This window comes from Psychrobacillus syltrankelensis (assembly GCF_055454035.1).
Map to the genome: position 1 here is coordinate 262,939 of NZ_CM144227.1, position 14,410 is coordinate 277,348.

General features: G+C 36.6%; 10 protein-coding genes and 1 other annotated feature. All 10 genes read left to right on the forward strand.

Going from position 1 to position 14,410, the window contains the following annotated elements; translation table 11 throughout:
• Positions 1 to 48 precede the first annotated feature (48 nt).
• The 10 genes from lon (at position 49) to ACTSKG_RS01360 (ending at position 14,260) form a co-directional block, all read left to right on the forward strand.
• A complete protein-coding gene (gene lon / locus ACTSKG_RS01315; RefSeq protein WP_464756359.1) occupies positions 49 to 2,364 on the forward strand; it encodes an endopeptidase La in 2,316 nt (771 codons plus the stop codon).
• Between the two features lie 4 nt (positions 2,365 to 2,368).
• The gene (gene yihA / locus ACTSKG_RS01320; protein WP_464756360.1) at positions 2,369 to 2,950 is read left to right on the forward strand and encodes a ribosome biogenesis GTP-binding protein YihA/YsxC; all 582 of its coding nucleotides are present in this window, start codon (positions 2,369 to 2,371) and stop codon (positions 2,948 to 2,950) included.
• Positions 2,951 to 4,036: 1,086 nt separating this feature from the next.
• Positions 4,037 to 5,401 (forward strand): glutamyl-tRNA reductase, encoded by a 1,365-nt coding sequence (hemA, locus tag ACTSKG_RS01325; RefSeq protein WP_464756361.1) that lies wholly within the window; start codon positions 4,037 to 4,039, stop codon positions 5,399 to 5,401.
• A 126-nt stretch (positions 5,402 to 5,527) separates the two neighbouring features.
• The gene (locus ACTSKG_RS01330; RefSeq protein ID WP_464756362.1) at positions 5,528 to 6,355 is read left to right on the forward strand and encodes a cytochrome c biogenesis protein; all 828 of its coding nucleotides are present in this window, start codon (positions 5,528 to 5,530) and stop codon (positions 6,353 to 6,355) included.
• 19 nt (positions 6,356 to 6,374) lie between these two features.
• Complete coding sequence (hemC, locus tag ACTSKG_RS01335) at positions 6,375 to 7,304, forward strand: hydroxymethylbilane synthase (RefSeq protein ID WP_464756363.1); 930 nt, start codon at positions 6,375 to 6,377, stop codon at positions 7,302 to 7,304.
• On the forward strand, positions 7,297 to 8,058 hold the full coding sequence (locus ACTSKG_RS01340; protein ID WP_464756364.1) for a uroporphyrinogen-III synthase: 762 nt from the start codon (positions 7,297 to 7,299) through the stop codon (positions 8,056 to 8,058). The genes hemC and ACTSKG_RS01340 overlap by 8 nt, the downstream gene beginning before the upstream one ends.
• Positions 8,058 to 9,041 (forward strand): porphobilinogen synthase, encoded by a 984-nt coding sequence (hemB, locus tag ACTSKG_RS01345; RefSeq protein WP_464756365.1) that lies wholly within the window; start codon positions 8,058 to 8,060, stop codon positions 9,039 to 9,041. Before ACTSKG_RS01340 ends, hemB begins: the two co-directional genes overlap by 1 nt.
• Positions 9,041 to 10,336, forward strand: coding sequence for a glutamate-1-semialdehyde 2,1-aminomutase (hemL, locus tag ACTSKG_RS01350; protein WP_464756366.1), 1,296 nt, complete (start codon positions 9,041 to 9,043; stop codon positions 10,334 to 10,336). Before hemB ends, hemL begins: the two co-directional genes overlap by 1 nt.
• A gap of 89 nt (positions 10,337 to 10,425) precedes the next feature.
• Positions 10,426 to 11,121 (forward strand): hypothetical protein, encoded by a 696-nt coding sequence (locus tag ACTSKG_RS01355; RefSeq protein WP_464756367.1) that lies wholly within the window; start codon positions 10,426 to 10,428, stop codon positions 11,119 to 11,121.
• 225 nt (positions 11,122 to 11,346) lie between these two features.
• Positions 11,347 to 11,572 (forward strand) — a binding site (T-box leader).
• A 45-nt stretch (positions 11,573 to 11,617) separates the two neighbouring features.
• Positions 11,618 to 14,260: a valine--tRNA ligase gene (locus ACTSKG_RS01360; RefSeq protein WP_464756368.1), complete on the forward strand. Its 2,643-nt coding sequence runs from the start codon at positions 11,618 to 11,620 to the stop codon at positions 14,258 to 14,260.
• Positions 14,261 to 14,410: the final 150 nt, after the last annotated feature.

Here is a 14,410-nt window from a genome sequence, read left to right on the forward strand (position 1 = left end):
TAATTAGTGCATAAATCGGACAGAATTAAAGGGAGGTGACTTTCCAAAATGGCGGAAAAAAATAAAACTTATTATCCTGTACTACCACTAAGAGGTCTTCTGGTGTATCCAACAATGGTTTTACATGTGGATGTCGGTAGAGAACGTTCTGTTGCTGCTATAAACGAAGCGATGTTACGTGAAGAAAAAGTGTTTCTTATTGCCCAAAGGGATATGAATTTGGAACATCCAAAGGTAGAAGATTTATACGATGTTGGAATTTTAGCAGATGTCAAACAATTGGTAAAGTTGCCAAATGGAACTTTTCGAGTTTTAGTTGAAGGATTGCAAAGAGCTATTTGGGATGACTACGAAGAAAGAGAAACGTACGATGAAGTTTCAGTGTCTTCCTATATTGAACCAGAAAAAGCAGATCAAGAAGACGAAGCGCTAATGCGAACTTTAATACATAACTTTGAAAAGTATTCAAAGGCATCGAAGAGCGTCTCAGAAGAGACTTATAAGTCGGTTATAGATATTAAAGAACCTGGTAGACTGGCGGATATGGTTGCTTCTCATTTACCCTTAAAAATTTCTGGGAAACAAGAAATTTTAGAAATTATGGATGTAAAAGAGCGTTTAGAAACATTAATAGGCCGTTTGTATAATGAACAAGAAATTATAAACTTGGAAAAGAAAATTAATAACCGTGTAAAGCATGCAATGGAAAGAACGCAAAAAGAATTTTATCTTCGTGAACAAATGAAAGCCATTCAAACAGAGCTTGGCGATAAGGAAGGTAAAACCGGTGAAGTTGCAGAATTGAAGAAAAGAATTGAGGATGCAGGTTTACCAGAAACTACAAAAAATAATGTTTTAAAAGAATTAGATCGTTACGAAAAACTTCCATCTCAAGCGCCTGAAAGTGGCGTCATTCGAAACTATATAGATTGGATTGTCTCAATACCGTGGTCCAAATCAACTGCAGACACACTTAATATTAAAAGATCAGAGCAAATATTAAACCGTGATCACGAAGGCTTGGAGTCGGTGAAAGAAAGAGTTTTAGAATATTTAGCTGTTCGTCAATTGACAAAATCACTTCGTGGACCAATTCTTTGTCTAGCTGGACCTCCTGGGGTAGGGAAAACTTCATTAGCAAAATCGATTGCAGAATCATTAGGACGTAATTTTGTTCGGATTTCACTAGGTGGAGTTCGCGATGAATCAGAAATTCGTGGACACCGTAGAACGTATGTGGGGGCAATGCCCGGACGTATTATTCAGGGGATGAAAAAAGCTGGGACTATAAACCCGTTATTTTTACTAGATGAAATCGATAAAATGTCGAATGATTTTAGAGGAGATCCTTCTGCAGCAATGCTTGAAGTGTTAGACCCGGAGCAAAATAATACATTTAGTGATCATTATATCGAAGAAACATATGATCTATCGAATGTTCTATTTATTGCAACTGCCAACGATCTAAGTACAATTCCAGGTCCACTTCGAGATAGAATGGAAATTATTTCGATAGCCGGTTATACTGAAATAGAAAAGCTTTCGATCGCCAAAAATCATTTATTACCTAAACAAGTAAAAGAACATGGTTTATCGAAAACGCAGCTCCAAGTAAAAGATGAAGCGATTGTTGACGTAATTCGTCACTACACCCGCGAGGCAGGAGTAAGAAGTTTAGAGCGCGTACTTGCGAATATTTGTAGGAAAGCAGCTCTTCAAATTGTTTCTGGCACTAAAAAGCGTGTGACAATCTCATCAAAGAACATAGAAGAAACAATTGGTAAGAAAAAATTTCGTTATGGACAAGCCGAGACAGAAAACCAAATTGGTGTAGCAACTGGACTTGCGTATACTACGGTAGGTGGAGATACTTTACAAATTGAAGTTTCCTTATCTCCTGGTAACGGCAAATTACAGCTAACTGGTAAACTTGGTGATGTTATGAAAGAGTCAGCACAAACAGCGCTGTCATTTGTCCGCTCGAAAGCAGAAAAAATTGGAATTGATCCTAACTTCCACGAAAAATTTGATATTCATATACATGTTCCAGAAGGAGCAGTACCAAAAGACGGACCTTCAGCGGGAATTACAATTGTCACAGCATTAGTTTCAGCTTTATCTAAACGTCCAATTCGACGAGAAGTCGGAATGACGGGAGAAGTGACACTAAGAGGACGAGTATTACCGATTGGTGGTTTGAAAGAAAAAACATTAAGTGCACATCGCGCAGGCTTAACTACAATTATTTGTCCTAAAGATAATGAGCGCGATATTGAAGATATACCAGAGAGTGTTAGAGAGGTCTTAACTTTTAAGCTTGTTTCCGATGCTGAAGAGGTACTTCAAATAGCATTAGAGGAGTGAGAGCATGAAAGTGAATAATGTGGAACTATTAATAAGTGCTGTAAGGCCAGCACAATATCCGGAGGGAGATTTACCTGAGTTTGCCCTAGCAGGCAGATCAAATGTAGGGAAATCTTCTTTTATAAATAAAATGATTGGTCGAAAAAGCATGGCTCGTATTTCATCAAAACCAGGGAAAACTCAAACATTAAATTTTTATAAGTTAGAAGAAGATTTACTTTTTGTAGATGTACCTGGATATGGATATGCGAAAGTTTCTAAGTCAGAACGAGCTGCATGGGGAAAAATGATTGAAACGTACTTTACTTCTCGTTCTATTTTAAAAGCGGTTTTATTAATTGTTGATTTAAGACATCCACCTAGTGCGGATGATTGTATGATGTATGATTTTTTGAAGCATTATAATATTCCGTGTATTGTTATTTCTACCAAAGCAGATAAAATTCCAAAAGGAAAATGGGATAAACACAAGAAAATGGTAAGAGATGAACTACAAATGGATAAGAATGATCCTTTAGTTGTGTTCTCTTCTGAAACCGGTCTTGGTTTTGATGCTGCTTGGGCAGAGATTGAGAGCAGAATGTAATAGTATTTAAAATGAGATTATAACTGATTATTTAGGGAATAATATCCTCTAACTAATCAGTTTTTTCATGCGATCAATTAGTAACTGCCTAGACTCCAACTCATCAAAATCACCGGTAATAGTGTACCAATGTATCGTCCAAAGAATGAGGAATTAGTGAAGACTTAAATGGTGCTTGCGCTTTTCTTAAAAGAAAGTATATGGAATATCGTCCTATTAAAAATACCGTGGATTTCCGTTTCAGGTGGACGCGTTCCGTGGGGTGAGCGATGAGCCAGCACCGTCGCTACGCGTTCGTTGTGATGGCTCATCTGTCTCACTCATCCCACCGAAGTCGCCACCTTTCACTACAATCTATTAAGTGTATATTACCTAACAAGAATATTGAGCTCAACTACAACTTAGAGGATAGAATTAGTTTAAGTAAAAGTAGTATTATGACATCCTGTAATCGTTGTTGAATAAGAAGGCAATATGCTTTGTCGAAATAATGAACTGGTACATTTTTTTGCTTATCCATATGGCAAGCGGAACCAAAGAAAAAATAGATAGTATCTAAAGATAAAGAAGTGAAGAGATTCAGAAATGGTATCTTCGGAAGCTTATATAAGAGTAGGAAAGTATTTTTTCTCTAATTATCCAAACCAAACGCATCATGTTCTCATAAGTTTCAAGAAGGCGACGGATAAACATCCGCCACAAGATTACCGAGAAAATGGATCGTGAAGTGACGCAGTCACTTCACGATCCACAAAAATTCCAACGGTAATAGTGTACCCAATGCTTTGTCCAAAGCACTCTGGAAATAGTAAAGACAAGATGCACTTAAAGGTCACTTGCGTTTTTCTTATGCTCCGCATCAGTAGTGCTGAATTTGAATGGAGTTATTTGAATAATTCGTTTTTTGGAACATTAGTTGGTTTTCTTGTATTGATAAACTTATTTTGTTAAAATTAAATTATAATAATTCTAATTTAGGTGACAGTTATTTCATAGCTTGTTCACAATTGTTTCTTATCGTAAGAAAATGCTATGGTATAATTGGATTATAGAAATGAACGTGAAAGGGAAGGGTGGCATTATTCCATGCATACAATCGTGGTGGGTGTCAATTACCGTACTGCTCCAGTGGAAATTCGAGAAAAGCTTTCATTTGTTGAAACAGAGCTTCCGAATGCAATGCAAGCACTACAAGAACAAAAAAGCATATTAGAAAATGTGATAGTTTCTACTTGTAATCGTACCGAAATTTATGCGACTGTTGATCAGTTACATACAGGCAAATACTATGTTAAGCAGTTCTTAGCAAACTGGTTTGGTATACCATTAGAAGACATCTCCCGCTATTTATTTATTCACGAAGATGACCGAGCGAATAATCATCTTTTCCAAGTAACAGCTGGAATTGATTCGATGGTTCTTGGTGAAACTCAAATATTAGGTCAAGTGAAGAAGAGTTTTCTAAATGGACAAGAGAACGGAACAACAGGAACAGTTTTCAACCAATTATTTAAACAAGCAGTTACATTTGCTAAACGTGCACATGCAGAAACAGCTATTGGTGAAAATGCAGTTTCCGTTTCATATGCAGCAGTGGAACTTGGTAAGAAAATTTTTGGTTCACTAAATCATAAGCATGTAGTGATTATCGGTGCAGGAAAAATGGGCGAGCTTGCAATTCAAAACTTGCATGGCAGTGGAGCAGGTAAAGTGACGGTCATTAACCGTACATTTGAAAAAGCAGAAGCATTAGCCTCTAAATTTGATGGCACTGCAAAACCTATGGATGAACTACAATGCGCTCTATTAGAAGCAGATATATTAATTAGTTCAACTGGATCAACTGATTTCGTGATTGATTATGAGCTAATGCAATTTGTAGAACGTCTGCGTAAAGGAAAACCATTATTTATGGTAGATATTGCAGTACCAAGAGATTTAGATCCTCGAATAGGTGATTTACCGAATGTGTTTCTATACGATATTGATGATTTACAAGGTATCGTAGAAGCAAATCTTGTAGAACGTGAACGTGCAGCTGTTCAAATTCAAGAAATGATTCAAACAGAAATAACTCAATTTAATGACTGGGTTACTACATTAGGAGTTGTACCGATAATTTCGGCACTTAGACAAAAAGCAAATCGTATTCAAGAAGAGACAATGGCTTCAATTGATAACAAGTTGCCTAATTTAACAGAACGTGAGCGAAAAGTGCTTAATAAGCATACAAAGTCAATCATTAATCAGTTGTTAAAAGAGCCGATTTTGCAAGTGAAAGAATTATCGGCAGTGAAAGAATCTGCTGAACAACTTCAATTGTTCCAACAAATATTTGGAATTGAAGAGGATGTAAAGCGAGAAATTACTGTACAAGCAGAAAAAGCAAAAGTTGATATAAAGCAATCATTACTGACATTCCAAAACCTACAAGAAGAAGTATCGTATTAATGAAGTAAAAAAGGAGGCGTTTTTGTATCTGTATGTGTCATAATAGATATAGAAAACGTCTTTTTATGTATTAAAATGCACTATCTTTCTGTACTTCCGCTTTAAATATAAAAAAGGAGCATATTGATGACTGATCTTGCGATGATAAGGCTACACGAGATAATGGTCATTCTCCAATCCGTTAGCCTTGTTTTTTATTTTGTCGATTATCTAAATAAAGACCGTAGTGCGCATCGTATTGCAGTGTTGCTACTTTCCATAGTGTCACTTCTTCAAACGGTTTTTTTAGTAATGTATATTATAGAAACTAAGAGATTCCCGATTTTATCGCTATTTGAAGGAATTTATTTTTATGCTTGGCTTATTATTACTTTATCCATTATATTGCAATTAGTGTTTCGACTTGATTTGCCTGCATTCTTTTTAAATATAATTGGATTTATTTTCATGACGATACATACATTTGCACCAAATCAATTAGAGCAAACGGCAGTTGGTGATGCGCTCCAATCCGAATTATTAGTAATTCATATAATATTCGCGATGTTAGCATATGCAGCCTTTTCTCTTTCTTTCGTTTTTTCATCGTTATATTTAATCTTGTATCGTGTACTAAAAAAGAAAAAGTGGTCTAAGCAATTTTCAAGACTTCCTTCTTTAAAACAGGCAGAAACAGGTATGACCTTAGCAATATTAATTGGAATTCCTCTGTTGTTTGTAAGTTTGGTCCTTGGGTTAGAATGGGCATATGTATCATTAAGTGTATTTTCTATTTTTGACTTTAAAATTGTTAGTTCCCTAGTTTTATTGGTAATCTATATCGTTGTCCTTCTTTTAAGAAAACAAGCAAGGTTTAAAGGAACGAATTATGCATGGATTCACATATATGCATTTTTGTTTGTTTTAATTAATTTTTTATTAATTAGTCCATTATCACAATTTCATCTTTGGTAATAAGAAAGGTAGAGAAATTATGCGTAAAATTATTGTAGGTTCTAGAAGAAGCAAATTAGCTTTAACCCAAACAAATTGGTTCATTCAGCAATTGAAAGATATTGGAGTACCTTTTGAATTTGAAGTAAAAGAAATCGTAACAAAAGGCGATCAAATTTTGGATGTGACATTATCAAAAGTTGGCGGAAAAGGTCTTTTTGTAAAAGAAATTGAACAAGCACTTTATGACAAAGAAATAGATTTTGCTGTACATAGTATGAAGGATATGCCTTCCGTATTACCGCCAGGGCTCGTAATGGGATGTACACCTAAACGTGTAGATGAGCGAGATGCTTTCATCTCAAAAGGACATGTAAAATTTGCTGATCTTCCAAAAGGAGCGGTTATTGGGACGAGTAGTTTAAGAAGAAGCGCACAGCTTTTGTTGTTACGTCCAGATATCGAAATCAAATGGATAAGAGGGAATGTAGATACGAGATTACAGAAGCTTCAAGACGGCGAATATGATGCGATTATACTCGCTGCAGCAGGTTTAAAACGACTTGGATGGAGCGATGAAGTAGTCACTGAATATTTATCAATTGAAGATTGTGTTCCAGCAGTTGGTCAGGGGGCACTTGCAATTGAATGTCGAGAAGAAGACACAGAATTACTTGCAGAGCTGAGAAAATTATCCGATAAAGATACATGGGATGCTGTGCATGCAGAACGTGCATTTTTAGCAGCGATGGACGGCGGCTGTCAAGTGCCGATTGCAGGACATGCAGTAATCAGTGGCGATGGAATTACAATGACTGGTTTAGTTGCAGCTCCTGACGCATCTATTGTGTTTAAAGAAGTAGTGACAAGTAAAGATGCGGAAACAGCCGGAAAAGAAGTGGCACGTTTAGTAACCGAGCAAGGAGCATATGACCTGATTCAAAAAGTAAAGGCAGATTTAAATGTCTAAACAGATGCTTTTGCAAGGTGAGAACGTCATATTTACAGGTATATTAAGGTCTTCAGAGGCTGTAGAACTTACTCTTCAATATGGAGGGAATCCAATAGTTACTCCACTTATTGCAACAAAAGAAATTGTTTCAAAAACAGACATGGAACAATTAAATGCGTGCAAAAATTATGATTGGATAATTTTTACTAGTCAAAGTAGTGTTCACGCTTTTTATTCGAAATTGAAAAAACATGGACTGGACCCTTCATTGTTCAAATCCAAAATTGCAGTGGTAGGTTCTAAAACAGCAAATGCAGCAGAGAAAATAGGTTTAAATGTAACTTTTATGCCAACTACATTTAGTGCAGATGTATTTGTGAAGGAATTTCCTACTGTATCTTCTTCAAATGAAAAATGTATTTTTTTAAAGGGAAGTATTGCAAAAGATACAATTACAAGTGGCTTAGTAAATCATGTAGATGAGTGGATCATTTATGAAACTATGGAAGTGGAAGAGAATATTGAACAAGTAAGAGCGTTTGTTGAAAACGATGGAAATTGTTCTATTATTTTTACAAGTCCATCAACTGTAAATGTCTTTCATCAAAGTATAGGAAAGAAGACAGGGTATAAGGAACTTACAGTATGTGCGATCGGACATATTACAAAAGAACATTTGGAATCTTTAGGTGCTTCTGTTCAAGTAATGCCAGAAGTCTATACATTAACGGAAGTAATCCATAAATTAGTGGACTGGAAAGGGAGAGAGTAATGAAAGAATTATTTTTTCAACGTCATCGTCGATTAAGAAAAACTGCTGGAATTAGAGCAATGGTAAAAGAAACATACTTACATAAAGAAGATTTAATTTATCCAATCTTTGTTGCAGAAGGGGAAAATATTAAAAACGAAGTAGCTTCGATGCCAGGTGTCTACCAATTTTCATTGGATCGTTTAGGAGAAGAAGTAGATGAAGTAGTTGAACTTGGTATTCCTTCAGTAATTCTTTTTGGTCTTCCAAAAGAAAAAGATGCAGTGGGGACACAAGCTTTCCATGATCATGGAATCGTTCAGGAAGGTATTCGCTTAATTAAAGAACGCCATCCACACCTTGTAGTCATCGCTGATACTTGTTTATGTGAATATACAGATCACGGACATTGCGGTGTTGTTGATGCTAACGAACAAATTTTAAATGATCCATCACTAGACTTATTAGCAAAAACTGCCGTTAGCCAAGCGCAAGCAGGGGCGGACATTATTGCACCATCTAATATGATGGATGGATTTGTAACAGCAATACGTCATGGATTAGACGAAGCTGGGTTTGCCGATGTACCAATAATGTCTTATGCAGTAAAATATGCATCAGCATATTACGGCCCATTCCGTGATGCTGCAGACGGTGCTCCTAAATTTGGCGATCGTAAAACATATCAAATGGATTATGCTAACCGTATGGAAGCAATTCGCGAAGCTGCGTCTGATGTGGAAGAAGGAGCAGATTTTTTAATCGTGAAACCAGCTCTTGCATACCTAGATATTATACGAGATGTAAAAAACAACTTCGCTACTCCGATCGTAGCTTATAATGTAAGTGGTGAATATGCAATGGTTAAAGCTGCTGCCGCAAACGGGTGGATTAATGAGAAAGAGATCGTTCTAGAATCTTTAACAGGTATGAAACGTGCTGGTGCAGATATCATTTTGACATATCATGCAAAAGATGTTGCACGTTGGTTGGAGGAGAAATAATGACTAAATCATATGAGTTATCAAAACAAGCATTTACAGAAGCGAAAGAATTAATGCCAGGAGGAGTTAACAGTCCCGTACGTGCATTTAAATCTGTGGATATGGATCCAATTTTCATGGAAAGTGGAAAAGGAGCTATTCTTACTGATATCGATGGCAACGAATATATCGATTATGTTCTATCTTGGGGACCACTTATTTTAGGTCATACTGAACCTAATGTCGTCAAAGCTATTCAACAAGTTGCTGAAACTGGTACAAGCTTTGGAGCGTCTACTTTAATTGAAACCAAACTTGCCAAACTTGTGATGGAACGTGTTCCATCTATTGAAATGGTGCGCATGGTTTCCTCTGGTACCGAAGCGACAATGAGTGCCCTTCGATTAGCTCGAGGCTATACAGGGAAAAATAAAATAGTGAAATTTGAAGGTAGTTACCATGGACATGGTGATAGCTTGCTGATTAAAGCTGGATCTGGTGTCGCTACTCTAGGTTTACCAGATAGCCCTGGTGTTCCAGAATCGATTGCGAAAAATACAATTGCTGTACCGTATAACGATTTAGAAAGCGTTCGCCATGTATTCGAAAACTTCGGTGATGATTTAGCAGCAGTAATTGTAGAACCAGTTGCAGGAAACATGGGAGTTGTTCCTCCAGTGGAAGGATTCTTAGAGGGACTTCGAGAATTGACGAAACAATATGGAACTATTTTAATTTTTGATGAAGTAATGACAGGATTCCGTGTTGGTTATAATAGTGCACAAGGATATTTTGCTATTACACCAGATTTAACTTGCCTCGGAAAAGTAATTGGTGGTGGTTTACCAGTTGGGGCTTTCGGTGGTAAACGTGAAATTATGGAAATGATTGCACCAAGTGGCCCTGTCTATCAAGCGGGAACACTTTCCGGTAATCCACTTGCAATGACCGCAGGATATGAAACACTGACACGTTTAACGGAAGATTCGTATAAGCATTTTATTAAACTTGGTGATTTACTGGAGAAAGGTTTCCGTGAAGCAGCAACTAAATATAATATCCCACACACTGTAAATCGTGCTGGTTCAATGATTGGATTTTTCCTCACAAATGAGGATGTAATTAATTTCGATACTGCTAAAACATCTGATTTAGAACTGTTTGCTAAATATTTCCGTTTAATGGCCGAAGAAGGAGTTTATTTACCTCCTTCTCAATTTGAAGGATTGTTCTTATCAAGTGCTCATACTGAAGAGCATATTGAAAAAACTGTTCAAGCTTTTCATACTGTCTTCGAAAAACTTTCAAAAAAATAAAGAAGGAAAAGTCTCGTATTAATTTATGAGGCTTTTTCATATTCTAAGAAGTTCTAACATAAGTTGTCCTATATGAAGGAGGATGACAAATGGAAGTGAAAGTATGGGATGTAAAAGAACAGTTTCTTTTTCCGAAAAGCTTTGGTGTACCAAAAGAAGTTAAAAAGGTAGAAGTTACCCCACAATATGAGCATAAAGTAACGGCGGACACGATTCAAATAATGGGGATCTATCATATCACATGTCATGTCGAATTCGAAGAAGGAGAACATGCACATCATGCTACAAGTGAGTTTACCCAAATTGAGGATTTAGATGTACAGGGTGAAGTAGGTTATTTTGAATATGCTGTGCCGATGAGTGTGGATATCGCAAAAGATAAAGTAAAAACTGGCAGTTCTCCAACTTTGAATGTTAAACATGTTAATACAAATACAACCGAGCATGCGTCTATTGAAATAGCTTGGTTAGTACGTTGTGAATATGAAGCTCCAGTAGAAAAGAAAATGGAAGTAGTGCAAGAACTAGAGAAAGAAGTAAAAAAAGAAGCTGAACATAAAGTACAACATGAAGTAACGCAGGAATTAAAACAAGAAGAAAAACAAGAAGTTAACCAAGAAATTAAACAAGAAGTTAAACAAACCATTCCGAAAGAAACAGAACATGTAGAAAGCTCATACGTTGTGGAATCGGAGCTTCAATTTATTTTTAATCTAGATGATGGAATGTCAAAATTAACGTTTCCATCAAATAATGTTTCTATAAAACAAAAAACAGAGCAATAACAAAAAAGCAAGTATTACGAAATCCCAACTCGTTGGAATGATTAATACACGTATTGTTTGAAACCCACAAATTGGAGCAATAATTCCTTTGCAGTAAAAACGTGTTATTCGTAACCACACTGGGAGTAATAAAGGGTTATATCCTCTTCTCATCGTACATTCTCCTTTCACGTGAATTAACTTGACGACATAACATAAGATTAGGTACAATATGAACAACTAAATAGTGATGCAAAGATTGGGAAGAGTAAAATGAATTGGTTATCGAAAGAAAGGAAACAATTTGCTGAAATGTTTCTGTTAATCACCGTTTGAAGGTAGCCCAGGAGCAACTTTTGTGAACGATTAGTAGCAAAAGTCGGTTTGAAGCCGTTATCTAATTGAGAGCGTGATGTGATATTTGCATCTGCGAATAAAGGTGGTACCGCGAACAAACTCCTTCGTCCTTTAGTGACGACAGGAGTTTTTTTATATTCTTTTTTAGGAGGAACAAACTATGACAAATGAGACAACAATGCCCACAAAGTACGATCCCCAATCGATCGAAAAAGGTCGATATGAGTGGTGGCTCAAAGGAAAATTCTTTGAAGCTCATCCTGAAAGTGAAAAAGAACCGTATACAATCGTAATTCCCCCACCAAATGTAACCGGGAAATTACATTTAGGTCACGCTTGGGATACTACATTACAAGATATTCTAATACGTATGAAGCGTATGCAAGGATTTGATGCACTTTGGTTACCGGGAATGGACCATGCTGGAATTGCTACACAAGCAAAGGTAGAAGAAAAACTGCGCTCAGAAAATATTACACGTTACGATTTAGGGCGTGAAAAATTTGTAGAAGAAACTTGGAAATGGAAAGAAGAGTATGCTGGGCATATTCGCGAGCAGTGGTCAAAACTTGGTCTTGGCTTAGACTATTCACGTGAACGTTTTACATTAGACGAAGGACTTTCAAATGCTGTTAAAGAAGTGTTTGTAAATCTGTATAACAAAGGGCTAATCTACCGCGGTGAATATATTATTAACTGGGATCCTGCAACCAAAACGGCTATTTCTGATATCGAAGTTATCCATAAAGATGTACAGGGTGCATTCTATCATATGCAGTACCCACTTGCAGATGGTACTGGTTCTATCAATATTGCAACTACTCGACCAGAAACAATGCTTGGAGATACAGCAGTTGCTGTTCATCCAGAAGATGAGCGTTACAAACACCTAATTGGTAAAATGGTTAAACTTCCGATTGTTGACCGTGAAATTCCAATTGTTGCGGATGACTATGTGGATATGGATTTTGGTAGTGGAGCAGTAAAAATTACTCCTGCCCATGATCCGAATGACTTTGAAATTGGGAACCGCCATAATTTACAACGTATTTTAGTAATGAATGAAGACGGTACAATGAATAAAAATGCTGCAGGCTACGAAGGAATGGATCGTTTTGCTTGCCGTAAACAAATCGTTAAAGATTTACAGGACGCTGGTGTTTTATTCAAAATTGAAGAACATCTTCATTCTGTAGGGCATTCCGAGCGTAGTGGAGCAGTAGTAGAACCATATCTTTCTACGCAATGGTTTGTAAAAATGCAGCCACTTGCCAATGAAGCAATTAAATTACAACAAACAGAAGGTAAAGTAAATTTTGTACCTGAACGATTTGAAAAAACTTATTTACAATGGATGGAAAATATTCATGACTGGTGTATTTCTCGTCAACTATGGTGGGGACACCGAATTCCTGCTTGGTACCATAATGAAACTGGAGAAGTGTATGTTGGACATGAAGCGCCAGCGGATGCTGAGAATTGGAAGCAGGATAATGATGTATTAGATACATGGTTCTCTTCTGCATTATGGCCTTTCTCTACACTCGGTTGGCCAGATGCTAATAATGAAGAATTTAAAAAGTACTATCCAACAAATACTCTTGTAACTGGTTATGATATTATATTCTTTTGGGTTTCTCGTATGATTTTCCAAGGTATCGAATTTACTGGGACACGACCATTTGAGGATGTTCTGATTCATGGGTTAGTAAGGGCAGAAGATGGTCGAAAGATGTCGAAATCACTTGGAAATGGTATTGATCCAATGGAAGTGATAGATAAATATGGTGCTGACTCACTTCGTTATTTCTTGAGTACTGGTTCTTCTCCAGGGCAAGATTTACGTTTTTCTACAGAAAAAGTAGAAGCAGTTTGGAATTTTGCCAATAAAATTTGGAATGCGTCTCGTTTTGCATTAATGAATATGGATGGCTTAAAATTTGAAGAAATTAATTTAGATGGTAAAAAGTCCGTTGCAGATGCTTGGATTTTAACCCGATTGAATGAAACAATAGACCAAGTTACGAGACTATCCGAAAAATATGAATTTGGTGAAGTGGGTCGAGCGCTATATAACTTCATTTGGGATGATATTTGTGATTGGTATATTGAGATGTCGAAACTTCCTTTAAATGGCGATGATGAAGAAGCGAAGAAAATGACTCGATCAGTTCTTGCCTATGTATTAGACAATACTATGCGCTTGTTACATCCATTTATGCCTTTCATTACGGAAGAGATTTGGCAGAACCTTCCACATGAAGGGGAGTCTATTACATTAGCAGCTTGGCCGACTGTAAATGAGGCGCTTTCCAATAAAGAAGATGCTGCGAGCATGAAGTTATTGGAGGAAATAATCCGTTCCGTTCGTAATATTAGAGCAGAAGTACAAACACCAATGAGTAAAAAAGTACCGTTGTATATTTCAGCTAAGGATACTCAAACTTTAACAGTACTAGAGGCAAATGCGAAGTATCTAGAGCGCTTCTGCAATCCTGAACCACTTGTGATTGGCCAAGGAATTGTGGCGCCAGAGCAGTCTATGTCAGCAGTTGTTTCAGGGGCAGAATTATTCTTACCACTACAAGGACTTATTGACATTGATGCTGAGAAAGCGCGCTTAGAAAAAGAATTAGAAAAATGGGCAAAAGAAGTGAAGTTAGTTCAAGGGAAATTATCGAATGAACGATTTGTTTCTAAAGCACCAGAAGCAGTAGTAGCCGAAGAACGTGCAAAAGAGCAAGATTATTTAGAGAAACACGCCGCAGTAATGAAACGTTTAGAAGAATTAAAGAATATGTAATATTGGAAATGGAGTTGACTAATAATGTCGACTCCATTTTATTGAGTTATTAATACCTGAAAATGTAATATATTTTCAAAAAAAGGTTAAGGGAGATTAAATCGAGTATAAAAGCAACTAAATTGACCTCGGAAGTAACTAAATACGAAA